Source organism: Aquitalea aquatilis (genome assembly GCF_005155025.1).
Classification (GTDB): Bacteria; Pseudomonadota; Gammaproteobacteria; order Burkholderiales; family Chromobacteriaceae; genus Aquitalea; species Aquitalea aquatilis.
Genome location: NZ_CP039731.1, coordinates 1,457,979 through 1,481,725, shown reverse-complemented (window position 1 = coordinate 1,481,725; position 23,747 = coordinate 1,457,979). Strand labels below are relative to the sequence as shown.

The 23,747-nt window shown below is 61.8% G+C and carries 25 protein-coding genes; 2 read left to right on the top strand and 23 right to left on the bottom strand.

The annotated features are described in order from the left end of the window. Positions 1–4: 4 nt before the first annotated feature. The 16 genes from FAZ30_RS06760 to FAZ30_RS06685 all read right to left on the bottom strand — a co-directional run bounded on the left by FAZ30_RS06760 (position 5) and on the right by FAZ30_RS06685 (position 16,121). Positions 5–586 carry a GNAT family N-acetyltransferase gene (locus tag FAZ30_RS06760; protein WP_124645172.1) on the bottom strand — a complete coding sequence of 194 codons (582 nt, stop codon included), beginning with the start codon at positions 584–586 and terminating at the stop codon, positions 5–7. A 244-nt stretch (positions 587–830) separates the two neighbouring features. Beyond that, on the bottom strand, positions 831–1,712 hold the full coding sequence (locus tag FAZ30_RS06755) for a phosphoribosylaminoimidazolesuccinocarboxamide synthase (protein ID WP_124645173.1): 882 nt from the start codon (positions 1,710–1,712) through the stop codon (positions 831–833). A 108-nt stretch (positions 1,713–1,820) separates the two neighbouring features. Then, positions 1,821–2,951, bottom strand: coding sequence for a 5-(carboxyamino)imidazole ribonucleotide synthase (locus FAZ30_RS06750; protein ID WP_124645174.1), 1,131 nt, complete (start codon positions 2,949–2,951; stop codon positions 1,821–1,823). After that, positions 2,952–3,440: a 5-(carboxyamino)imidazole ribonucleotide mutase gene (gene purE / locus FAZ30_RS06745; RefSeq protein WP_103523042.1), complete on the bottom strand. Its 489-nt coding sequence runs from the start codon at positions 3,438–3,440 to the stop codon at positions 2,952–2,954. It abuts the gene before it with no gap. Between the two features lie 121 nt (positions 3,441–3,561). After that, positions 3,562–4,383, bottom strand: a complete 822-nt coding sequence (locus FAZ30_RS06740) for a CPBP family intramembrane glutamic endopeptidase (protein WP_124645175.1) — start codon at positions 4,381–4,383, stop codon at positions 3,562–3,564. A 50-nt stretch (positions 4,384–4,433) separates the two neighbouring features. Beyond that, positions 4,434–5,186, bottom strand: coding sequence for a tol-pal system protein YbgF (ybgF, locus tag FAZ30_RS06735; RefSeq protein WP_124645176.1), 753 nt, complete (start codon positions 5,184–5,186; stop codon positions 4,434–4,436). A 134-nt stretch (positions 5,187–5,320) separates the two neighbouring features. Next, the gene (pal, locus tag FAZ30_RS06730; protein WP_124645177.1) at positions 5,321–5,854 is read right to left on the bottom strand and encodes a peptidoglycan-associated lipoprotein Pal; all 534 of its coding nucleotides are present in this window, start codon (positions 5,852–5,854) and stop codon (positions 5,321–5,323) included. Positions 5,855–5,885: 31 nt separating this feature from the next. Then, a complete protein-coding gene (gene tolB, locus FAZ30_RS06725; protein WP_233578634.1) occupies positions 5,886–7,151 on the bottom strand; it encodes a Tol-Pal system beta propeller repeat protein TolB in 1,266 nt (421 codons plus the stop codon). Positions 7,152–7,252: 101 nt separating this feature from the next. After that, positions 7,253–8,209, bottom strand: a complete 957-nt coding sequence (locus FAZ30_RS06720) for a TonB C-terminal domain-containing protein (RefSeq protein WP_137009150.1) — start codon at positions 8,207–8,209, stop codon at positions 7,253–7,255. A gap of 3 nt (positions 8,210–8,212) precedes the next feature. After that, on the bottom strand, positions 8,213–8,632 hold the full coding sequence (locus tag FAZ30_RS06715) for a biopolymer transporter ExbD (RefSeq protein WP_124645180.1): 420 nt from the start codon (positions 8,630–8,632) through the stop codon (positions 8,213–8,215). Positions 8,633–8,772: 140 nt separating this feature from the next. Then, positions 8,773–9,438, bottom strand: coding sequence for a class I SAM-dependent methyltransferase (locus FAZ30_RS06710; RefSeq protein WP_137009147.1), 666 nt, complete (start codon positions 9,436–9,438; stop codon positions 8,773–8,775). A gap of 123 nt (positions 9,439–9,561) precedes the next feature. Beyond that, positions 9,562–9,741: a DUF3460 family protein gene (locus FAZ30_RS06705; RefSeq protein ID WP_124645182.1), complete on the bottom strand. Its 180-nt coding sequence runs from the start codon at positions 9,739–9,741 to the stop codon at positions 9,562–9,564. A 106-nt stretch (positions 9,742–9,847) separates the two neighbouring features. Further along, positions 9,848–11,353 carry a sensor domain-containing diguanylate cyclase gene (locus FAZ30_RS06700; protein WP_124645183.1) on the bottom strand — a complete coding sequence of 502 codons (1,506 nt, stop codon included), beginning with the start codon at positions 11,351–11,353 and terminating at the stop codon, positions 9,848–9,850. A 145-nt stretch (positions 11,354–11,498) separates the two neighbouring features. Continuing rightward, positions 11,499–12,233 (bottom strand): LytR/AlgR family response regulator transcription factor, encoded by a 735-nt coding sequence (locus tag FAZ30_RS06695; RefSeq protein ID WP_137009145.1) that lies wholly within the window; start codon positions 12,231–12,233, stop codon positions 11,499–11,501. Further along, the gene (locus FAZ30_RS06690; protein ID WP_124645185.1) at positions 12,221–13,933 is read right to left on the bottom strand and encodes a tetratricopeptide repeat-containing response regulator; all 1,713 of its coding nucleotides are present in this window, start codon (positions 13,931–13,933) and stop codon (positions 12,221–12,223) included. The genes FAZ30_RS06695 and FAZ30_RS06690 overlap by 13 nt, the downstream gene beginning before the upstream one ends. A 34-nt stretch (positions 13,934–13,967) precedes the next feature. Then, positions 13,968–16,121, bottom strand: coding sequence for a UvrD-helicase domain-containing protein (locus FAZ30_RS06685; RefSeq protein WP_124645186.1), 2,154 nt, complete (start codon positions 16,119–16,121; stop codon positions 13,968–13,970). A gap of 185 nt (positions 16,122–16,306) precedes the next feature. Between FAZ30_RS06685 and FAZ30_RS06680 the strand changes: the two genes are divergently transcribed. Next, on the top strand, positions 16,307–17,083 hold the full coding sequence (locus FAZ30_RS06680; protein WP_137009143.1) for a substrate-binding periplasmic protein: 777 nt from the start codon (positions 16,307–16,309) through the stop codon (positions 17,081–17,083). A gap of 33 nt (positions 17,084–17,116) precedes the next feature. Here the strand turns inward: FAZ30_RS06680 and FAZ30_RS06675 are convergent, their stop codons facing one another. Then, positions 17,117–17,344, bottom strand: a complete 228-nt coding sequence (locus FAZ30_RS06675; RefSeq protein ID WP_124645188.1) for a hypothetical protein — start codon at positions 17,342–17,344, stop codon at positions 17,117–17,119. 202 nt (positions 17,345–17,546) lie between these two features. Between FAZ30_RS06675 and FAZ30_RS06670 the strand changes: the two genes are divergently transcribed. Beyond that, positions 17,547–18,227: a flagellar basal body L-ring protein FlgH gene (locus FAZ30_RS06670; RefSeq protein WP_124645189.1), complete on the top strand. Its 681-nt coding sequence runs from the start codon at positions 17,547–17,549 to the stop codon at positions 18,225–18,227. Here the strand turns inward: FAZ30_RS06670 and FAZ30_RS06665 are convergent. From FAZ30_RS06665 to FAZ30_RS06640, 6 genes are all read right to left on the bottom strand, one after another. Then, a complete protein-coding gene (locus FAZ30_RS06665) occupies positions 18,214–18,834 on the bottom strand; it encodes a cell division protein FtsI (RefSeq protein ID WP_137009141.1) in 621 nt (206 codons plus the stop codon). The genes FAZ30_RS06670 and FAZ30_RS06665 overlap by 14 nt on opposite strands. A gap of 117 nt (positions 18,835–18,951) precedes the next feature. Next, complete coding sequence (locus FAZ30_RS06660) at positions 18,952–19,794, bottom strand: isopenicillin N synthase family dioxygenase (protein ID WP_137009139.1); 843 nt, start codon at positions 19,792–19,794, stop codon at positions 18,952–18,954. A 104-nt stretch (positions 19,795–19,898) separates the two neighbouring features. Then, a complete protein-coding gene (locus FAZ30_RS06655) occupies positions 19,899–20,684 on the bottom strand; it encodes a DUF1835 domain-containing protein (protein ID WP_137009137.1) in 786 nt (261 codons plus the stop codon). Then, the gene (gene cysE, locus FAZ30_RS06650; protein ID WP_124645193.1) at positions 20,681–21,463 is read right to left on the bottom strand and encodes a serine O-acetyltransferase; all 783 of its coding nucleotides are present in this window, start codon (positions 21,461–21,463) and stop codon (positions 20,681–20,683) included. The genes FAZ30_RS06655 and cysE overlap by 4 nt, the downstream gene beginning before the upstream one ends. Before the next feature lie 47 nt (positions 21,464–21,510). Next, a complete protein-coding gene (rng, locus tag FAZ30_RS06645; protein ID WP_124645194.1) occupies positions 21,511–23,007 on the bottom strand; it encodes a ribonuclease G in 1,497 nt (498 codons plus the stop codon). Positions 23,008–23,018: 11 nt separating this feature from the next. Continuing rightward, entirely contained in the window at positions 23,019–23,615 is a 597-nt protein-coding gene (locus FAZ30_RS06640) for a Maf family protein (RefSeq protein ID WP_137009135.1), read from the bottom strand. Positions 23,616–23,747 lie beyond the last annotated feature (132 nt).

Genomic DNA, 23,747 nt, shown 5'->3' with positions numbered 1-23,747 from the left:
GGTTTCAGGCCAGCATCTGTTGCGGATCGAAACCGGAATGGGTGAGCGAGGTGAGCACATGGTCGCGCCACTGGCCGTTGATATACAGGTAATCGCGCGCCAGCCCTTCTTCGACAAAGCCCAGTCGCTGCAATAATGCGGCGCTGCGGGCATTGGCCGGCTGGTAATTGGCCTGCAGGCGGTGCAGACGCAAGTCGGCAAAGGCAAAGCGGATGACTTCCGTTACCGCCTCATGCATCAGCCCCTGCCCTTGCAGGGTGTGGTCGATGCCATAGCCCAGGTGGGCGGCCTGAAACACACCGCGCACGATATTGCTGAGGCTGACCGTGCCAACGATCTGCTGTGGCTGCTCCGGCTGGGTCAGCAAAAAACGCGCTCCCCGGCCCTGCTCCCAGCTGAGCGCCTGCTGGCGCAGCTGCATGGTCCAGTACAGCTCGGTAAAGAACATGTCGCCGGGCTTGGGGTCCCAGGCGGCAAAGTGCTGGCGGTTGCGCACTTGATAATCCAGCATGGCACGCGCCAGGCCGATGTGCGCGGGCAGCAGCTGCAGGCGGGACGTGGCAAGAACTGGCTGGATGGTGGTCATGGCGGCGTCTGGCAAGGGAGGATGGCCTGTGAGTGTAAGCGCAGGCCATGAGTGACTCAAGCAGCATGCCAGACGTAACAACGCCCGGACAGGCCGGGCGTTTGCTCTAGCGATGATTCGGTGGATCACTTAAAGCGGCTAACAAAATAGCGCAGCGCCCCTGGGGCAAGGCGCGCCGACGCAGACAGTACACAAGGTACGGCAAGGTGGCGCAACGCCGCAGCAGGGTTTTTGTTAGCGGCTCTTAGTTGCCGGTCAGCCGTTCCAGCGCCTCGCGATACTTGGCCGCGGTCTTCTCGCGCACATCCAGCGGTACGGCCGGGGCCGGAGCCTGCTTGTTCCAGCCGGAAGCTTCCAGCCAGTCGCGCACGAACTGCTTGTCAAAGGACGGCGGATTGCTGCCGGCGGCATAGCTGTCGGCCGGCCAGAAGCGGCTGGAGTCCGGCGTCAGCGCTTCATCCATCAGCACCAGGGTGCCGTCTTCATCCAGACCAAACTCGAACTTGGTATCGCAGATGATGATGCCGCGCTTGGCCGCGAATTCGGCTGCGGTCTTGTACAGCAGGATGGCGGTGGCACTGACCTTGGCGGCCAGTTCGGCACCGACGATCTCCACGCACTGCTCGTAGCTGATGTTTTCGTCGTGATCGCCCACTGCCGCCTTGGTGGACGGGGTGAAGATGGGCTCGGGCAACTGGCTGGATTCCTGCAGACCGGCCGGCAGGGCGATGCCGCACACAGTGCCGGACTTCTGGTATTCCTTCCAGCCGGAGCCAGCCAGATAGCCGCGCACCACGGCTTCGATCGGCACAGCCTTCAGGCGCTTGGCCACCACGGCGCGGCCTTCCACTTGCGGCAGGTCTTCCGCGGATACCATGTCTTCCGGCTTGTCGCCAGTCAGGTGGTTGGGCACCACGTCCTTCAGGGTTTCAAACCAGAAATTGGAAATGGCGGTCAGAATCTGGCCCTTGGCCGGGATGGGATCATCCAGAATCACGTCAAAGGCGGACAGACGATCGGTGGCGATCATCAGCATGCGCTTGTCGTCGATCTCGTACAGATCGCGTACCTTGCCGGAGTAGATTTTCTTCAGGCTTTTCAGATTGGTGGTATTGAGTCCGGTCATGACACGTCCTTGCTTGCGAGCTGGGCCATCAGGCCATCGTGGGGCCATCGGCGATATTGAAAACTTGGCGGCACCGCTGGCAGCCATGCCAACAGTGCCGATTGCTGCTTACAGCGTATCCTTCAGCGCTTCAGCCTGTTCCAGCGCCTCGTCGGCAGTGGCGGCCATCACGTTGAAATGGCCCATCTTGCGGCCTGGGCGTGCCTGCTTCTTGCCGTACAGGTGCAGCTGGGCGTTGGGGGCTTCGGCCAGCACGTCCCAGTTGGGTTCGCGGCCGTCTTCCTTCCACACATCGCCCAGCAGGTTCACCATCACCACCGGGCTGAGCAGGTCGGTGCGGCCGGGCAGCAGGCCGCACATGGCACGCACTTGCTGCTGGAACTGGTCGGTGAGGCAGGCGGTCAGGGTGTAATGGCCGGAATTATGCGGGCGCGGGGCGATTTCATTCACCACCAGGCTGTCATCGGCCAGCACAAAGAATTCCACGGCCAGCACGCCAACGTAGTCTAGCGCTTCGGCCAGACTTTGCGCCATCTGCTGGGCCGATGCGGCCAGCGCCGGGGCAATGCGCGCCGGCACGATGGACACATCCAGAATGCCGTTTTCGTGGCTGTTTTCCGCCACCGGAAACACGGCGATCTGCGCGGTGCTGACGCGGGTGACAATGGCCGAGACTTCCAGCTTCAGCTCCAGCATCTTTTCCAGCACACAGGCCTGACCACCCAGATTGGCATAGGCGGCACGGGCTTCTTCTGCCGTGCTGACCCGTACCTGACCCTTGCCGTCGTAACCCAGACGGGCGGTTTTCAGGATGCCGGGCAGATAGGGCGCCAGCTCGACCTGGATGTCTTCGACGCTTTCGATGGCCAGATAAGGCGCAGTCGGCAGACCGGCCTTGTTGATCCACGATTTTTCGACGATGCGGTCCTGGGCGATGGCCACACAGTCGCCCGAGGGCGACACGCGGGTGGTACGGGCCAGTTCGCGCATGGCGTCGGCGTTGACGTTTTCGAATTCGGTGGTGACCGCGGCACAGGTCTGCGCCAGGGTCTTGAGTGCAGCAGCATCATTGAAGGGCGCACACAGGTGTACATCAGCAAACTGGGCAGCCGGCGCGTTGGCGTCCGGGTCCAGCACCGTTACCCGGTAGCCCATGGTCTTGGCGGCCACGGCGAACATGCGGCCCAGCTGGCCACCGCCGAGGATGCCCAGCATGGACGGCGGCAGGATGGCAGCCATTTACTCGACCTCCGGCAGCGACATCGCCAGCACGGTTTCTTCCTGGCGCTTGCGGAAGGCAATCAGCTTTTCCGCCAGTTCCGGCACGGCATTGGCCAGCATGGCCACGGCAAACAGCGCGGCATTGGCAGCACCCGCTTCACCGATGGCGAAGGTGGCCACCGGGATGCCCTTGGGCATTTGCACGATGGACAGCAGCGAATCCTCGCCACGCAGGTATTTGGACGGCACCGGCACGCCCAGCACCGGCAGGTGGGTCTTGGCCGCCAGCATGCCCGGCAGGTGGGCAGCACCGCCAGCACCGGCGATGATGGCTTTCAGACCGCGCGCGGCAGCGGTTTCGGCGTAGTTGAACAGCAGGTCCGGGGTACGGTGGGCGGAGACGACGCGGGTTTCAAAAGCAACGCCGAAGTCCTTCAGTACGCGAGCGGCGTTCTGCATGACTTCCCAGTCGCTGTTGCTACCCATCACGATGCCAACTTCAATCATGGCGGTGCAGCTCAGGGAGGAATAAAGACGTGATTTTACCTGAGAGCAGGGGTGGGCCGGAATGGTTTTTTATTTTGATATCAAGACATTTATCGCACTGTGCTGATTTGCCACCCACCCCTCAGCCCGGCCGTGGATAGGTGAACAACAACAGGTGGGCGGTATTGAAGGCCAGATGGGCCAGTGCAGCCAGCGCCACCTGGCGGGTGGCGGCATAGATCAGGCCATAGCCCAGCCCGGCCAGCGTGGCCAGCCCCACCCAGCCCCAGCCACCGGCCACATGTGCGGCACCAAACAGCAGCGAGGCGGCAATCAGCGCCGGCAGTGGTTCTACCCGGTTTTCCAGCCAGCGCTGCAGCCCGTGGCGAAACAGCGCTTCTTCCGGCAGGGCGGTAAGAAAGAAATTGGCAAACAGCCAGGGCAGCAGCCAGACCGGCAGCTTGGGCGCATAGGCAATCATGCCGCTTTCCTGCGCCAGCCCCAGTACCAGCAGCAGCAACAATGCACCCACGGCGGCGACGGTACTGCCCCAGGCCCGGCCATGGTGCGGCGCACCGTGCAGGCCCAGCAACAGCAGCCAGCCGGCCACGCCCTTGTCGAAACTCCAGAACAGCCGGTACACCTCGCTATTGGGTGTCACCCTGCCCTGCCACAGCAAGGGATTATCAAAGCCGGGCAAGGCATGCAGCGCCAGGGCCAGCAATAGGGCAATCCACAGCACCCGCAATTCGGCGCGGGGTCGTCGATAAACCGCATAGCTGAGCCCGCCGGCCAGCAGCACCGCCAACAAGCCCAGAGGCTGCAGCAGGCCGCTGCAGACGGCCAGTACAATGGCCGCCACACCGGCAAGCAGCGAGGAGCGCGGCAAGCTGAGGCTTTGCAGCAGCAAGGCCGTGGCCAGCAGGCCAAAGCTGGCCAGCTCAAGGGGGGCAGGTAGCATCATGGGATGAGCAGCCGCCCAGCCAGCGCAAAGCGCGGCCGGGCGGTAAGGGCTTACATTTTGGCGAGTTGCTCGCGCGCCTTCTGCGCGGCGGAGCTAGATGGATAGAGTTTGATCAGCCGCTTGAGCGTGGTCTTGGCGCTGTCGGCCTGTCCCAGGTCACGCTGGCAGTTGGCCACATTGCGCAGCGCATCCGGTGCCTTGGGATTGTCGGGAAACTGCTCGGCAAAGCGGCGGTGTATCTCGATGGCGGCATCGTACTGGCGCTGTGCGGTATGTGCCACACCCAGCCAGTACAAGGCATCCACCGCCTGCGGTGTGTTCGGGTTCTGCTGCACATACAGGCTGAGCGCGCTCGTGGCCTTGGGGAAGTCGCGGGCGCGTAGCAGGTTCAGTGCCTTGTCGTAATCGGGGCTGGTCTGGGTATCGGCTGCAGCGGCACTCGTGGCGGCGGGCTGGCTGGCAGCCTGCTGGGCTGCGGCCTCCTTGCCGGCGCTCTCCAGATGGGACAGCCGGCCATCCAGATCGTTATACAGATCGTTCTGCCGCTTCTGCGTGGTTTGCAGATTGTAATTGGCCACTTCCACTTCACCGCGCAGCTTGGCGACTTCTGCCTTGAGGCTGTCTACCTGATTGACCATTTCCAGCAGCTTCTCGTTGGACAGCTTGCTTTCCACTTCGGACAATCTGGCGCTGGCCTGGCGATTGACCTGATCGATCTGGTTGCGGGTTGCTTCGATGTCGCTGGTGGTGGCGCAGGCTGACAGGGTCAGCAGCAGCGCCGCGCTGAGGGCAAGCCGTTTCATGGGGCAGTTCTCGGTCCGTTGAATACAGGTTGGCCGAACATCATAGCAGCCCGCGGATGTCCATGGACTGATGTTCGGCCTGTTGCATGCGTGCCGGCGGCGGGCCGCCATGCGGGCAGCCCGTATCGCCCGCTTTACTCGCCGTTGTACAGAATGTCGGCGCGGCGGTTTTCGGCGAAGTCAGCTTCGGTATTGCCGGTTGCCTTCGGCTTTTCCTTGCCCAGGCTGACTGCTTCCAGCTGGCTGTCCTTCACGCCCAGCACTTCCAGCGAGCGCTTCACGCCCTCGGCACGGCGCTGACCCAGGCCCAGATTGTATTCACGGCTGCCCCGCGAGTCGGTATTGCCCTGAATGATCACCTTGCGGTCGGCATGATCCTTCAGGTAGCCGGCATGGGCTTCCACGGTGGGCTTGTCGCTGCTCTTCACGGTGGACGAGTCAAAGTCGAAATACACGCTGCGCTTGGCCAGCGGGCTGTTCGGATCGTGCAGCGGATCGCCCTGCACCGACTTCATGTCGCTGCTGCCGGTATCCACCGGGGCGGTGGTCTGGCTGCTGCTGGCAGCGCCATTATTGCTTGCCGGTGCCACGGGGGCCGGCTTGGTGCTGGCGCAGGCGGCCAGCAGGGTGACGGTGGCGGTGCCGAGTACGAGTTGCTTCCAGTTCATGCCTTCACTCCTTGGATTTGAATGCATTACATCATTGCGGATTATTGAAAGGGCCCCATGACGGGTCCTGCACTTCGCCATTGATTACTGCCAGTTTCACCTTGCTGCTGCCATCCAGCGTGGTGGCGTACAACACACTCTTGCCGCCGGCATCGCTGGCATACAGCACCATGCGGCCATTGGGGGCGAAACTGGGGCGTTCGTTAAAACCATTGTCCGACAGCGCACGCACATCGCCGGTGGCCAGATCCTGCGCCATCACGCGGAAGCGGCCGGCCTCGCGCCGGATAAAGGTCAGCGTGCGGCCATCCGGTGAAACACGCGGCGAAACGTTGTAGCTACCCTGCCAAGTAACGCGCTGGGCGGCCCCACCGCTGACAGCCATGCGATAAATTTGCGGCCCGCCGGTGCGGTCGGACACAAAGTAGATCTGGCTGCCATCCGGGGTAAACGCCGGCTCGGTATCAATCGCATCGCTATAGCTGAGGCGGCGCGGTGCACCGCCCAGGGTATTCACCAGATAAATCTGCGAGTTGCCGGTGGTGGTCAGCACCACTGCCAGCTTGCTGCCATCCGGGCTCCAGGCCGGGGCGGAATTGCTGCCCTTGAAATTGGCCACGGCGCGGCGCTGACCGGTGGCCAGATCCTGCACCCACACCACCGGCTTCTTGCTTTCAAACGAAACATAAGCCAGATAACGGCCATCCGGACTCCAGCTGGGCGAGATGATCGGCTCTTTCGAGCGCAGAATGGTTTGCGCCCGGTTGCTGTCCACATCGGTGATCAGCCCCACCTGCAACATATAGTTGCGGCCGTTTTTCAGCACATACACCACCCGGGTATTGAAAATGCCCTTCTGCCCGGTAATGGCCTGATAAATCATGTCGGCGATGGTATGCGCTACTTCGCGGCCACGGTCTGGCGTCACGGTGAACTCGCCGGAAGTCAGCTGCTTTTTCTGCGCCACATCCAGCAAGCGGAAGCTGATCTTCACCTGTCCGCCGGCCACTGCCTCGACCTTGCCGATGGCGATGGACTGCGCGCCAGCACCTTGCCACAGCGGGTAACGGACATCCGCCGGCTCCACCGGCACATTGGCAACGGCCGCGCCATCCACCATGCGAAACGCGCCGGACAGCTCCAGATCGCTGCGGATGATGGGTGTCAGCGCTTCGCGCAGGCGTGTGGTTTCATCCTTGAACGGCACCACGGCGATGGCGTGCTTGCTGGCGCCGCCGCCGACGATTTCGATGGTCATTTCAGCGCGGGCGCCGGTGCTGGCCAGCAAGGCAAACATTAGCAATGCCTTAAACAGAGTACGGATGCGCGGCATGAGTTCCCTCTTGATACGAAATTTCGTGAATAAGCAGTGATTCTTCGGCCATTACCCGCCCCACGCTAGGAGCGGGGGCGGAATTCCATCTTGAACTGGCGATAGCCATCGTTGAAATTGGCCCCGGCCGGCAGGCTGGGGAAGGTACGCGCCTCCCAGATGGCACGCTGCACTGCCTCGTCATAGGCATTGTTGCCACTGCGGCTGATCAGCTGCACCTTGCTCACTTCCAGCGTGGGCAGCAAGGTAACCAGCAGTACGACTTTGGGATTGCCGGACACATCCGGCGGAATCTGCACCAGCGGCGTCACCTTGGCCTTGACCTTGTCGATCCAGCCGCCTTTGGCTGCGGCCGAACCATTGATAGAGCCACCGGCCATGCCATTGGCGCTACCAGCCTGCGTGCTGCGAGCATTGGCCTTGTGGCCGGTATTCGGGCTGTCCAGCGTAGCCAGCGCGTCATCGACTTCGTTGCTATAGGTTTTCGACTGCTTGCTGCCCTTGCCCGCTTGCTCTGGCGGCGGGGTTTTGGCCGCTTTCTTGTCGGCGACAGCCGGTGTGGCCGGCTTGCTCACCGGTTTTTCTGCTGGCTTATCCTGCTTTTTCGGCGGCTCCGGCTTTTTCTCCGTTTCCACTTTCTTTACCAGTTCCGGCTTGGCTTTTTCCGGCAACAGCTTTTGCACCGGCGCAGGCTTGCTGACATGCTCTGCTGGTGGTTTTACTTGGTGCGGCGGCTTGGGTTCGGGCTTTTTCTTCGCCCCCAGATTGACCTCGGCCGGTGGTTCCGGCGGCGGGGCCGGCGGGGTCAGCACGGGGGGCGCAGGCGCAGCTTTCACGGCGGGCACCGGCTCGGCCACTGCGGGCGGCGGCGGCGCGCTACTCCACAATTCCAGCGCCAGCGGCACTTCCTTGACCGGCTGCTGGCTGTTCAAGCCGGCCCATAGCAGCAGGCCACCCACCAGGGCGTGGAACAGCAGCGAGGCCAGTAATGAGCCGGAGAGGGAGGAGTCGGAGCGCTTCATGCCTTACTGATGATTCTGCTGCTTGACGGTGAGGGCCACGCGCTTGATGCCGGCCTTGTGCAAGGCATCGGCCACCGCCACGACTTCGGAATACTTGAGGTCTTTGTCGGCAGAGATGGCCACCGGGCGGTCGGCACCTGCCAATTGGGCGGCTACCTGCTTCGCCAGCGCATCTGGATCGTCGGCATTGGCAGCAATGCTCTTGTCACCATCCTTGATATGCACCTTATTGCCCATCTCCACGACCACCTCCAGTGGCGGCTGATCCAGTGCGGCGGCCTGCGATACGCTGGGCACCTGGATTACCCCTGGCGTGAACATGGGCGCAGTCACCATGAAGATGACCAGCAACACCAGCATGACGTCGATATACGGCACCACGTTCATCTGGTTCATTTGGCGGCGGGGGCGGCGATTCAGCATGGGGGTCCGGACGAAAGTTCAGTTTGCCATCATAGCACCGCACCCGAATGGGCCGGATGACAAACATCTTGCTTAACAAAAAAGGGGTCTGACCCGCCGCTGACCAGGAAAGTTCGCCACCAGCACGACCCGGGCGCGGCTTATAGCCGGGTGCACAGCGTCAGGCCGTCGCCTATCGGCAGCACGCAATGGCGGATGCGCGCATCCTGTTGCAGCCGGGCATTGAAATCGTGCATCAGTTGCACACCGGGCGGATCTTGCGGCCGTGGCGACACCACACGGCCGGACAAAAAGATATTGTCGATGGCGATGACCCCACCGGGACGCACCAGCTGCAGGCAGGTCTCGTAATAGTCCTGGTAGGACGGTTTGTCGGCATCGATGAATACCAGGTCGAACTGACCGGCCCGGCCCTCTGCCAGCAGTTGTTGCAGCGTCAGCAGTGCCGGCTGCAATACCAGCCGGATGCGCGACTCCACCCCGGCCTTGCGCCAGTATTCGCGCGCGATGGCGGTGAACTCCTCGCTGACATCACAGGCCACGGCCTCGCCATCGGCCGGCATGGCCAGCATGGCAGCCAGCGTGCTGTACCCGGTGAACACGCCGATTTCCAGGTAGCGGCGCACGCCCGTCAGCTGTACCAGCCAGCCCATGAACTGCCCCTGTTCCGGGGCGATCTGCATCTTGGCCATGCGGTGGCCGGCGGTAAATTCGCGCAGTTCGCGCATCACCGGATGCTCGGTCAGGCCAATGGCCATCAGGTAATCATGCAGTGGGCCGTCCAGCGGCACGGTACGACTGGTCATGGGTGTTCTCGGCAAAATGACAAAACGCCCACTCGGGTTGCCAGTCCGGCACGGAGGCCGTGAGCGGGGCTGGCAGCGGGGGGCGTTCAGGGTGGACCCGGCATGGGCCGGGCCGGAAACTGCTTATTCGGGCTGGTAGACGTACGGCTTTTGCGCCACGCTCGATTCCTTCCAGCGGCGCTGATCGTCCAGGCTCACCTTGCGGTCCCACAGGGTAAGGCGCAGCTCGCGACGCTGCTGGTCTACTTCCGGATTCTTGTCCAGAAATTCGCTCATGAATTTGGTGAAGTCGGACTGGTACATGGTTTTCCCCTGTCGTTGATCGGCGGATTTTAATCGATACGCCGGACAGAGGCCATGGGATTGCCGGATATTTGCCGGGCCGGCGGCACAAACACCACAGCGCCGCTCAGCGGCGGGTGATCTCCGGCTGCTTGTCGCCGTACATCTTGCGGTCGGCCACATCCAGCAATTCCTCGATCAGCATGCCGTCTTCGGGATAGTAGGCAATGCCGATGCTCACCCCCAGCTGGATGCTGTGGCCATCCACCTCGTACGGCTGCTGGATGGCATGCTTGAGCCGCTCCAGAACCCGGTCGGCCTCGCGATTGGACTCGACATCTTCCATCAGCAGGACGAATTCGTCGCCACCCAGGCGGGCCACGGTGTCCTCGCTGCGCATGATGGCCAGGATGCGGGCTGCGATGAGCTGCAACACCTTGTCACCGGTCGCGTGGCCATAGCTGTCATTGACCGGCTTGAAGCGGTCCATGTCCAGAAACAGCACCGCCAGCCGCTTGCCACTGCGGTTCTGCCGCGAAATGGCGTGTTGCAGCCGGTCGTAAAACAGGTTGCGATTGGCCAGACCGGTCAGGCGGTCGTGATTGGCCAGATAGAACAGGTGGTTTTCGCGCCGTTGCTGCTTGGACAGCAAGCCGCGGTAAAAGCGTAGGCCGACCGCCAGCAGCAAGAACAGCAGCAGGGACTGGCAGAAAATCACGCTCAGTTCGAAACCACTGAGCAGGAACCAGCCCAGCTGCCAGTCCAGCCGCAAGTTCAGTACTTGTGCCTCACTGCCCAGCGCCCGTTCCAGCTGCAGCCGCGGAAAGCCCAGTGTGCTGAGCCAGCCATTCTGCTGGCCGGGGATCTGGACATAGGCAGCCGCAGCCGACGGCTGACCGCGCTGGCGGATACTCAGCTTCATGCCTGCCGGCAGCGTGGTGTCGGCCGGACGCAGGTAGTCGGAGCGCAGCACCAGCGCGACAAATTGTTCCGGCAGCCGGCCTTGCAACAGCAGGGCGCTGGCATTGAGCGGCTGCAGCAGCACATGACCGCGATAGCCTTCGCGCAGCAGGAAGGGGGCTGACATGGTGGTGCGACCGGTGCGCAGCGCGTGCTGCAAGGTCTGTTGCAGTTGCGGATCACGTGCGATGTCGGCACCCAGCAGCGGGCGTACTGCCTGGGTCAGCGGCTGGATGGACTCAATCGGGTAGTAGTCGGGGTGCGCCGGCAAGGGATAGAGCACAGCCAGGCTGCCGGCGGCATAGGCATGCAGGCGGAAATCGCCACCCCAGCGCTCGGCCATCTGCGTGCTCCAGACCGGTAATTGCTGCTGGGTGACCCGGCGGATGCGCTCCAGCGAGACCAGCTGCGGGTAACGTTCGGCCATCTGCCGGGCAAAGATCTGCTCCTGCGCGTCATGCTGATGGTCCAGCATGGCAAAGGCCGCATAGCTGTCGAGAATGGTGTCGTTGATCTGCAGCTTTTGCGTCAGTTGCTCGGACAGGCGAGTGGCCAGCAGATCGAATTCCTGCTCGGCGCTCAGCACTGCCCGGCTGAGGAAGGCCATGGCTATCAAGGCGCTCAACACGAACCAGAGCAGGGTACAAGCCAGAGTGGCCAGTTTGATCCGCATGGGCAGCTGCTGGTGGGATAAAAACGGTGATTCTATAGAAAGCGCCGCGGTCTGAGCGGAGCAAACCGCAGCAAAACGGCTGGCTAAGTAATTTCACCTAACCTAAATCGCCGCAAATGGCAAGGGATTGCGGCAACTGTCTAAACTAGCTGCTTATCTGGCGCAAGCTGGCGCGGATGGCCGGCAGCTGGCGGCGGCTGACCGCCAGTGGCTGGGCAATGCCGCGCAAGCGCACCGCCCATAGTTCTTCGTCGGCATTGCCGGTGCGCAGCAGCTCCTGCAGCGCATGGCGCATCACCAGACAATTGCGGTGGATGCGCAATACGCTGTCGCCTAGCCGCTGCTCCAGCGCCACCAGCGAATCATCCAGCAAGTATTCCTCATCGACGGTGACCAGGCTGACGTACTTCTGCTCGGCCTTGAGATAGCGTACCGCGCTGAAGGGGATGTTGAGCAGCCGGTCGCGATGGCGCACGCTGAAATGGGCCTCGATGGCAGGCTTGCCGCCACAGCGGCGTGCGGCCTTGTCCAGCGCCTGGCGCAGGCGCTCCAGCCTGACCGGTTTGAGCAGGTAATCGGCAGCATCCAGCTCGAAGGCATCGACCGCATAGTGCTCGTGCGCGGTGGTGAAGATCAGTTGCAGCGGCAGCGGATGCTGGCGCAGGCGGCGAGCCAGTTCCACGCCACTGATGCCGGGCATGGAGATGTCCAGCAGCAGCACATCGGCAGCATGTCGCTCCAGCCAGTCGCTGGCGGCCATGGCATCACCCAGCGCGGCCACGGCAGCCGCACCACACTGGGCCACCAGCGCCACCATGCGCTCACGCGCCAGTGGCTCATCGTCCACCACCAGCACGCGCAGCCGCTCTACAGCACCCATTGCGGCTTGCCCAGTTTTTCCACCAGTTGCCGCCAGGCGCGGAGGATTTTCTGAAACTTGTTATTGGCCGGTGCCAGCGTGCGCACCTGCACCAGCATGTCGTAAGCACGGCGCATATGGCTTTCATGCCAGCCATTGCCATGCACATAGGCCATGGTGGCGTTGGCCAGGTTAAGCATGACCTGCACATTGTGCGGCATTTCCTCGTGCGCCTTGACGAAGCGCTCGATGGCCTGGTCGAAGCGGCCGGCCTGGGCTTCGCGTACCGCCTGGTTATTCAGCTCCAGCACGGACTGCACATTGTCGGCAATCAGCTGGCGGCCCATTTCACCCAGCCCCATTTCATCGAACAGGCCACCGATGGTGGACAGCAGCTCTTCGTTGTCGTGGTTGTTGCGCACCAGGTCGCGCATGGCGGCATTGCCACTGTCCTGCTTGCCCTGGGCAAAACAGGCGCGGGCGAATTCCATTTGCGCATCGGCCGGCAGGTTTTCGCTCAGCTTCTGGTAGCCGGCTTCCGCCTCGGCCAGTAGCGTGCGCGCCTTGTCGCGATTGCCCAGCTTGCCTTGCAACTGGCTGTCGATGACGGTGCACATCCATTCGCCGGTTTCGTTGTAGCGGTAGTCACGGCGCAGATTGCCCAGGGTACGGGCGGCGGTGCCGGTTTCGCCACGCGCCATCTGCACCCGCGCCAGCATGGCGTAGTGGGTGGGGCTGCGATGCCAGGTGTACTTGGCGATATTGAGGGTTTCTTCGCTGGCGGCTTCGGCGGTTTCCAGATCCTTGTTCAGCAGCGCCACCTCGGCCAGCTGCTTTTGCCGGCGCAATACCACCGGCGACAGCGTGGTGGCCTTTTCCAGCGTGCTTTGCGCGCCGGGCAGGTTGTGATGGATGCGATGCAGCTTGGCCAGCCAGTCGTAGGCTTCCATCACCCTTTCGTTGTCGGTGAGTACTTCTTCGAACAGCAGGCGCGCTTCGTCGTAGGACTTCAGCCCGGTCAGCGACTTGGCCAGCCCCAGCTTGGCCCAGGCCAGCGGCTTGAGGCGCAGCACTTCCATATACAGATTGCGGGCGGTGTCGAAGTCGCCGATTTTTTGCGCCAGCGAGCCTTTGAGCTTCATGAAGTCGAGGGTGAACTCGCCGCGCTGGCTGATCTTGCGGCTACAGGCATCAATGGCGGCCAGGTATTCGTGGCGCATGATGGCTTCGTCCACCACGCGAAAAGCCTCGCGCCGGCGCATGGCTTTTTCCAGCCGCTGGCTGAGCACTTCGCCGGTGAAGGGCTTGAGCAGGTAGTCGTCCGGGGCCAGCTCGGCTGCGGAAATCACCCGCTGCGAGCGGCGCTCGCCAGTGACGATCATGAACACGCAGGACTGCTTGATCAGGTTGCGTTCCTTTACCTCTTCAAACAGGTAGAGGCCATCGTAACCATTGCCCAGGTCGTAGTCGCACAGCACCACGTCGAATTCGAACTTGGCCATCTTGGCCAGCGCATCACCGGCCTTGCTGGCGTATTCGACCTTGTCGGCACCAAACGAGGCCAGCGTCATGGCCAGCGCGCGCTGCATCTCCGGCAGGCTGTCGATGATCAGGAACAGGCGGCTGCCGTACGGGTCCTCGTAGGACTTGCGTGCCGGTTCGGCGCCACCCTGCCCTGCGGTCAGGCTCTGGTAGGTGGTGGAAGGGTGCTTGTCACTCATGGCGTCATCATCGGCCAACCCGGATGGAATGTCATTATTCGGCGGTCAGCTTGGCATAACGCAAATCCAGCCACTTCAGCCCGTGCTCGGCAAAATTGATCTGCAGCCGCAGATCACTGCCGCTGCCCTCGGCATTGATCACCACACCGGAACCGAACTTGGCATGGCCCACGCTCTGGCCAATGCGGAAACCCTGCAGCTGGGCGGCCGGCACCGCCGGCGCGGCCACTTCGTCCAGCCAGGGTGCGCGGCGATGCGTGTTTTGCGGCACAGGTTTTACTGTAGCAGACAGCACGCGTACCAGTTCGGGCGGAATTTCTTCGACAAAGCGCGAACGGACCGGATAGCGGCTCTGGCCATGCAGCATGCGGCTCTGGGCGCAGGACAGATACAGCCGCTTGCGGGCGCGGGTTACCGCCACATACATCAGCCGGCGTTCCTCTTCCAGGCCCTTGCTGTCGTTCATGCTGTTTTCGTGCGGGAACAGGCCTTCTTCCAGACCGGAAACAAACACGGCATCAAACTCCAGGCCCTTGGCCGCATGCACGGTCATCAGTTGCAGCGCATCCTCACCCGCTTCGGCCTGATGCTCGCCGGCTTCCAGGCTGGCAGCGCTGAGGAATTCGACAATGGCCTGCTCGGCCGCATCCGGGAAGAAACCGGCGGCGGCATTGATCAGCTCGTCCAGGTTGGCCAGCCGCTCCTCGCCCTCTTTCTTGTCTTGCTCGTACATGGCGCGCAGGCCGGAATGATCGATGATCAGGCTGACGGTTTCCGCCAGCGTCATGCCCTCGGCCTTGCTGCGCAAGGCTTCGATCAACAGCACGAACTCGCCCAGTTTGGCGGCGGTACGGCCACCGCCGGCTGCGCAGCAGGCCTGCCACAGGGTGACGCCCTGCTCACGGCTGACCGCCTGCAGGTTTTCCACCGTGCGGGCGCCGATGCCACGGGCCGGTACATTGATGACGCGCAGCAGGGCGTTGTCGTCGTCCGGATTGCTGACCAGACGCAAATAGGCCAGCGCGTGCTTCACTTCCAGCCGCTCGAAAAAGCGCAGGCCGCCATAGATGCGGTAGGCCAGCTGGGCGTTCACCAGCACATGCTCCAGCACCCGCGACTGGGCATTGGAGCGGTAGAGGATGGCCATGTCGGACAGATTCATGCCTTCGCGCTGCAGGCTCTTTACCTCGTCGATGATGAACTGGGCTTCGTCGCCATCGGAATAGGCTTCGTACAGGCGGATCTGCTCGCCCTCGCCGGCATCGGTCCACAGGTTCTTGCCCAGCCGGCCGTCATTGCGCTCGATCAGGGCATTGGCGGCCGTCAGGATGGTGCCGACCGAGCGGTAGTTCTGCTCCAGCCGCACCGGCTCCGCCACCTGGAAGTCGGACAGCAGCGCACGCATATTGCCCACTTCCGCGCCACGGAAGGCATAGATGGACTGGTCGTCATCGCCCACGGCAAACAGCACGTTGTGCTCGCCGGACAAAAGCTTGAGCCAGGCGTATTGCAGGCGGTTGGTATCCTGGAATTCGTCCACCAGGATATGGCGGAAACGGCCCTGGTAATGGGCGCGCAAGGCCGCATTGGCCTGCAACAGCTCGTAGCTGCGCAATAGCAGCTCGGCAAAATCCACCACGCCTTCGCGGCGGCACTGCGCGTCGTACGTGGCATATAGCTCGTGCAGCTTGGCCTCATACGGCGTCAGCGGCGGTGGCAGGCGCTCGGCACGCACGCCGGCTTCCTTGCTGCCATTGATAAAGCTCTGCACCGCACGCGGCGGGTATTTTTCGTCCGACAGCTCCATGCTTTTCAGCAGGCGTTTGATGGCAGCCTGCTGGTCGGCCGAGTCGAGAATCTGGAAAGTCTGCGGCAGGCCGGCATCGCGGTAATGCGCGCGCAGAAAGCGATTGCACAGGCCATGAAAGGTGCCAATCCACATGGTGCGTACATTCACCGGCACCATGGCCCCCAGCCGGGTATGCATTTCGCGCGCCGCCTTGTTGGTAAAGGTGACGGCCAGCACCCCGGCCGGATTCACCTGCCCGGTGGCAATCAGCCAGGCGATGCGGGTAGTCAGCACCCGGGTTTTGCCACTGCCGGCCCCGGCCAGCACCAGCGCACTCTTGGCAGGCCAGGTGACGGCACGCAGTTGTTCGTTGTTCAGTCCGGCTAACAGCTCACTCATGGCAGGCGTTTCTTCAAGGCGTGATGGAGGCGGCCATTTTACACCAGCTGGGCACGCAGTCGGGCTTGTCACACGCTTGTCGCGGCAAGCTGCTTGAATGAGCGGGGCTTGTTCATTGCCTGGACATGGCTTGCCCACCTGTTAATGCAGGGTTAAATTCAGTTAAACGACTCTTTTGATTGCCCATGTACCCACGCCTGCTGTTGCTGTTTGTGCTGTTGTGGTGGTATCCGGCCAGCGCCAGCCCGCTGATCGCCTACACCGAGGAATTGCCACCGCTGAACTTTCTGCAGCAGGACAAGGTGAGCGGTTTTTCCAGCGAATTACTGCAGGCCATGGCCGACAAGGCCGCCATCCCGCTCAGCCAGCAGTTGCTGCCCTGGGCACGCGGCTATGCCATGACACAGTCCACTCCCGGCAGCCTGCTGTTCAGCATGGTGCGTACGCCAGAGCGGGAAAACCTGTTTCGCTGGGTAGGCCCCATCGGCGCGCGCCGCATCTATCTGTACCGGCTGGCAAGGCGCAAGGACATCCAGCTGCGCAATATCGAGCAACTGAAACAACTGCGCACCAGCACCCTGTTCGAATCCGCCACGCAAAAGCGGCTGCTGGAGCTGGGCTTGCGCCTTGGCGAGCAGCAGGACAGCGGCCGCAGCGATGCAGTGAACCTGGGCAAGCTGCAGCTGGGACGCGTCGATCTGGTGGCCATGCTGGACTGGGCGATGGCCTGGCAACTGCAACAGGCCGGGCTGGATGCCCGCCAGGTGCAGGCGGTCGCCCTGCTGGACGGCCAGCACCAGTACTGGTATGCGCTGAACCGGCAAACGCCGGACGACACGGTCAGACGCTTGCAGGCTGCGCTGGATGCACTACAGAAAAGTGGCTTCACCGAACGGCTGCGCCAGAAATACATGGGCCGGGACAAAGTCCCGGCCGACATTGCCGACTTCACTCAGCGCTGAAGCAGTACCCAGGCCAGCGCATCACGCTACCGCCTAGACATAGGTGTTAATGGTATGCCCCAGCGCGCTGAGACTGTCGCCCACCGCGCTAAGTCCATGCGCCACCGCCGAGCCGGTGGCACTACCGCCGGCCACCAGGCCGTGGCCGATTGCCTTGGCCACACCTTCCACATCGCTGACAACTGCTTGTGCATCGCGCCGTAACACCCCGTATGCCGACAGGGGCTGTGTCGATGCGGCTACGCCACTGATTGTGCTCATGTCCGTCTCCCCATAGCGTTTTTTACATTTTCTGATGCCAGACCGGCCGGCATGTAAATTTACGTTATGCAACGTTAAGGAAGATGGCTACGCGCTTTACATTTTCTTACTTTACTTTCTGATCGCTAACGGCAATTAACCATTCAGCCAAATAGAATTAAAGGAGTCATCGCAACTATTAGAGAGGGCCAAAGTGAAATCCATGCTTATTCATGCAAGGGCTTATCTTTTATTGACTGGCCTGATCACTGGCTGTGCCTCATCCCCACCTAATCTGGTGACCGCTCCGGTACATATCCGGCCGCAATATACCCCGGTAGCCCTGGAAGATAGCCCCGGCTCGATTTATCAGCCAAACAAGGCCATGCTATTATTTGAAGAGCCCATTGCCAGCCATGTTGGCGATGCGCTGAAAATCAATATCGCCGAGAATCTTTCCTCCAGCAATAATGCCAACACCACCACCAACCGGACCTCGTCCATTTCCGAATCCGGCCCTGGTGCGCTTTCATCGATGGGTGGTTTGCTGAAAGAAATATTTGATTACAGCGGCAAGGCCAGTGGCAGTAACAGCCTGAAAGGTATTGGTCAGGTCAGCAATACCAACCAGATCAGCGGCAGCCTGATGGTATCGGTTACCGATGTATTGCCCAACGGCTATATGGCCATTGCTGGCGAAAAAGCCGTGGCCGCCAGTGGTAATACCACCGTGCTGCGTTTCTCTGGCGTGGTAAACAAGCGCGACATCAAGGTGGGCAATGTGGTGTCATCCACCGATGTGGGTGATGCACGCATCGAACAGCTAGTGAACGGTGTGGCCAGCGATGTGGCCTCGCGCACCGATGCGCAGCGCTTCTTCGCCGGACTGATCAATTTCTGGTAGCCGCGCTAGCCCGTCGGGCTACATCTTGTTCAAAGTGGCTGGCATCATCGCGGCTCGTGGCGCTGTTCTGCCACTGCGCCATATTGTCGGTGGTGAATATTTTCTGCAGCAGTGGCGTCAGCTTCCTGCCGGTGCTGCTCCACTTGTCATAGGCCATGCCATCCAGTCGGTAGGCGGCATTGGCCAATACCTTGCCATTTTTCTTCAGCAGCAAATTGATGTCGGTAATATAAGGGCGTAATTCATCGCTGAACAGCGGTGAACCCCATTGCGTCAATACGGTGTAATAGATCGTCGCCTCGCAATCAGACGGTATATTACCTGCAGCATAAATTCGGCTTTCTATTTCCCGCTCTCGCAGCTGCTTTTGCAGTTCCGGAATAAAATCAGCAACGATCACTCCTGAATTTAATTCAACACACACATTATGTAACTCGTCATGCGGGTGTGCGATGCCATTGGTGCTGGTATTGGGTGCCATATTGGCTACCGAAGTGACCGCCGTGCTGGCCAATTGTACTCCGGCCACCAGGGGAGAAGTGATCAGGCTGCAAGCACTTAATGTCAGCGCAAGCGGCGCCATGAGCGCACGCAACAGATAATTCACCTTATTACTCGCCAGACGATAAAAACAAGGCCAACCCTAGCAGGTAAAAAAAATGCCCCGAAGGGCATTTACAGTCATTTACATACTATTAATTTATTTAACCCTGCACGGGCCATTTCATTTTTTGACACCCAGTTCGCGCAATCTTTCATCCAGATAACTGCCCGCGGTATGTCGCGCCGACAGCACAACCTCCGGCCGTGGATGCAGGAACAGTGGCAGCGACACCCGGCTCTTGCGCGCGCCCTCGCCTTGCGGGTTGACCACGCGGTGTTGGGTGGACGGATAGTAGCCGCGCGAGGCCTCTTGCAGCATGTCGCCGATATTGATGATGAGCATGCCAAAATCACAGGGCACATCCACCCAGCTGCCCTGCTTGTCCTGCACTTGCAGGCCGGGTTCATTGGCTGCCGGCAGGATGGTCAGCAGGTTGATGTCGCCATGGGCGGCCGCACGCAGCGATCCGGTAGGTTCCTGACCGGTCAGTGGCGGATAACGCAGCACCCGCAGCAGGGTTTGCTGGCTGTCGGCAATCATCCCGGACAAGGGTTCGCTGTAGTGGGCGGCAATATCGGCCGGGGTGTATTGCTCTACCCAGCCCAGCAGTTCACGCGCCAGAGCATTGGTGCTGGCGTAGTAACGCTGGACATCTTCGGCCAGCGTGGCCGGCACCCGTCCCCAGGGATAGCAATGGAAATATTCCTTGATGTCCTTGTGGCTGGCACCTTTGGCGGTTTCCGAAATGGCAGTGGAAAAATAGCCATCCTGCCGCTGCGGGTCGAAGGCAAAGTCGTGCTTGGCCGGGCTGTCGAAGAAGTCCAGCCAGTCGGCGTAGATTTTTTCCACCAGCGACTGCTGGACGGGATGGTTGACCAGCACGCCAAAGCCGGTTTCGTGCAGGGAACGGGTGAATTGGGCGGCAGCATCGGCTGCGCGGTAATCGACAACGCGGACGTTCATCGCATGGTTTCCTCGCAAGGAATGGCCGTCAGGCAAGATCGGGACGGACCACGGCGGCGGATTCTACCCGCCTGCCGCTTCCCTGCAAAGCTGGCGGTTCCGCTTCACACCGGGGAGATGATAGGCGGGCCGTCTGGCTGTGGCTTGAGCCCCAGCAGACCGGCTTCGGCCAAGGCGGCCAGACGCCAGAACAGATAGCTATCGCCCACCAGCTCGCTAGTCAGCTGCCCCATCAGCATGCCGAGCAGCCGGGCCGCGGGCTGTTCGCCCTGCTCGCGCAACAAGGCCAGCAGGCGGGCATCGAAATGAGCGGCCGGATAGTCCTGCAACTGGCCATCGATCTGGCCACGCCAGCCATTGGCGTGCTGCTGCCAATGGCGCCACAGGGCAATCCGTTGCGCGCGCTCGGAGGCGAGCAGCGTGCGCGGGCGGGCAAGCAGCGGCTGCAGCTCGGCGACAGTACACATGGCCACGGCGTAGAAACCGTTATGACGCGATGCCACCTGCCCTGCCAGCTCCTGTACCGTCAGCAGCTGATCGGGATGGGCATTGGCCGCCAGCATGGCCAGCATCAGCTGGTCGTGTACGGTATTACCCAGCCAGACACACAGCGGCTGCTGCTCGGACAGTGCGCGGAACAGGCGCTTGCGACTTTGCCACCAGGCCAGCTGGAATTGCTGGTCGATGTCAGGCCACCAGGTGTGCGACCACCAGATGCGGTTCCACCAGGCCATGCGCAGTTGCGGGTCGATGGTATCGGCATCGGCCAGCGGACCGTGGCTGAAGTCCTCCTCGAAGGCCAGCACCTCAGCATCCGCCAGCACCTGGCGCAGCAGCGCAGCGGCGTTGCCACCCTGCACCACATGCAAAACCTGGCCGCTGGCCGTCACACCCGTTGATCCATGTCCAGCGAAGGCATGCCTTCATTCACCTGGGCCACGATGCGCGCCGGCACGCCGGCCACGGTGGTATGCGGCGGCACATCTTCCAGCACCACGCTGCCGGCACCCACCTTGGCACATTCACCCACGCGGATATTGCCCAGCACGGCCGCGCCGGCCCCCAGCATCACGCCGTCGCCGATCTTGGGGTGACGGTCGCCGCGATCCTTGCCGGAGCCACCCAGGGTGACGCCATGCAGGATGGAAACATTATTGCCGATGACCGCAGTTTCACCGACGACCAGGCCGGTGCCGTGGTCCAGCATCACCCCCTGGCCGATGCGGGCCGCCGGATGGATGTCGGCACCGGTGACTTCGGAAATGCGGTTTTGCAGGAACAGCGCCAGCGTCTTGCGCTGCTGCTGCCACAGCCAGTGCGTGATGCGCTGGCTTTGCAGGGCATGAAAGCCCTTGAAATACAGCAAGGGCGTGGAATAGCTGTCGCAGGCCGGGTCACGCTCGAAACAGGCGCGGATATCCGCCCGCGCCGAGGCGCTGATGGCCGGGTCCGACGCCAGCGCCTCGCGGAACAGCTCCATCAGCGCACGGGCATCCATCACCGGACTCGCCAGTTTGCTGGACAGGTGAAAGGCCAGCACGTCTTCCAGCGTGCTGTGGCGCAATACCGTCATGTGCAGGAAGCTGGCCAGCATGGGCTCGTCGCGTGCGGCCTGTTCCGCTTCCTGCAGGATGGCGAGCCACAGGGCATCGCCGCTTTGTTGCTTCATGCTTACTACTCCATCACAAGCAGGCCGGCGTAGCACCGGGCCTGCAACTACAACAGCACCACGTCGAACTGTTCCTGGGTATAGGTGGATTCCACCGACAGCGAAATCGGCTTGCCGATGAAGTCCACCAGCATGGCCAGGCTTTGCGACTCTTCGTCGAGGAACATGTCGATGACCGGCTGGGCCGCCAGAATACGATAGCCCTTGGCATCGAACTGGCGTGCCTCGCGCACGATCTCACGCTGGATCTCGTAACACACGGTCTGGGCGGTCTTGATCTCGCCACGGCCCTGGCAGGTGGGGCAGGGTTCACACAAGACGTGGGCCAGGCTTTCGCGGGTACGCTTGCGGGTAATTTCCACCAGGCCCAGGCTGGTAAAGCCATTGAGCGTGACGCGGGTGCGGTCGCGCGCCAGCGCCTTGGCCAGCTCGGACAGTACGGCGGTCTGGTGCTCTTCGTTATCCATGTCGATGAAATCGACAATGATGATGCCGCCCAGATTGCGCAGCCGCAGCTGGCGGGCAATCGCCTGGGTGGCTTCCAGATTGGTCTTGAAGATGGTTTCGTCAAAATTGCGGTTGCCGACAAAGCCACCGGTATTGACGTCGATGGTGGTCATCGCCTCGGTCTGGTCGATGATCAGGTAACCGCCAAACTTCAGGTTCACCCGCCGCGACAGCGCCTTGTCGATTTCCGCTTCGATGGAAAACAGCTCGAACAGCGGGCGCTCACCGGAATAACGCTCGATCTTGCGCACAGCAGACTGCACGTATTGCTCGGCAAACTCCACCATGCGACTGTAGTTTTCGGTGGAGTCGACAATCACATGCTCGGTGGTGTCGCTCACCATGTCGCGCAGCACGCGCACGGCCAGCGGCAGGTCTTCGTACAACAGGCTTTGCGCCGGCAGGTGCTGCGACTTGTGGCGAATATCGGCCCACAGCTTGGACAGGTATTCGATATCGGCCTGCAGCTCGTCATTGCTGGCGGTTTCCGCACTGGTACGGATGATGTAGCCGCGCGGGGTATCCGGCGGTAGCAGCTTCTCCAGCCGTGCCTTCAGGCTGTGGCGCTCCGACTCGCTCTCGATCTTCTGCGAGATGCCGATGTGTTCTTCCTGCGGCAGGTGCACCAGAAAACGGCCGGCCAGCGACATTTGCGTGGACAGGCGGGCACCCTTGGTGCCGATGGGGTCCTTGATCACCTGCACCAGCACGGTCTGGCCTTCGAACAACATCTTTTCGATGCGCTGCGGCTCGGTGGGATGCTGGCGCTGTTCCAGCACATCGGCGATATGCAGGAAGGCCGCGCGTTCCAGGCCGATTTCGATAAAGGCGCTCTGCATGCCGGGCAGCACGCGCTTGACCTGGCCCAGATAGATATTGCCGACAATGCCGCGGCTGGCGGCGCGTTCCACGTGCAGTTCCTGCACGATGGAATCCTCCAGCACCGCCACCCGGGTTTCCTGCGGGGTGATGTTGACGAGGATTTGTTCCTTGGGGCGCTGGATGTCGCGCGGCAGAGGAATGGACTGATGCAGCATGGTCTTCCTCCTTAGGGGAATTGGTGTCCGAACAGGCCCAGCAAGGTGGCGGTTTCAAACACGGGCAGGCCCATCACCCCGGTATAACTGCCCTCGATACGCTCGATGAACACGGCTGCCAGACCCTGGATGCCATAGCTACCTGCCTTGTCGAAGGGTTCGCCACTGTTGATGTAGCGCTGGATATCGTCCTCGCTCAGTGCACGGAAGTACACCTCGGTGATGGAGGTACGCAGTTCGATGCGCTCGTCCTGGCGCACGGCCACGCTGGTCACCACCTGATGGCTGCGGCCGGCAAAGGCGCGCAACATGCGGGCGGCGTCGGCAGCGTCGGCCGGCTTGCCGTAGATTTCGCCATCCAGTACCACGGTGGTATCAGCCGACAGCAAGGGCCGCGACGGCAGGCCGCAGTTTTGTACCACCGCCCAGCCGGCGGCCGCTTTTTCGCGCGCCAGGCGCTCGGTATAGGCCACGGCAGCTTCGCCGGGCAGCACGGATTCGTCGATGTCGGCGTGGATGCGTTCCAGATGTACGCCCAGTTGTTCCAGCAACTCGCGCCGGCGTGGGCTGCCAGATGCCAGGTAAATACGGGTATCGCTCGGGGTCATGATGTTGTCGCTGCCAGTGTTATCGATTATTAGCTGCAAGGGTAGCAGAGCGGCCGGTGGCCGACCATCTGCTGCACCGCAAAAGCTGCCCGGCTACGTAGCTGCACCTACGCAAAACGCCCTGCGAAAAGG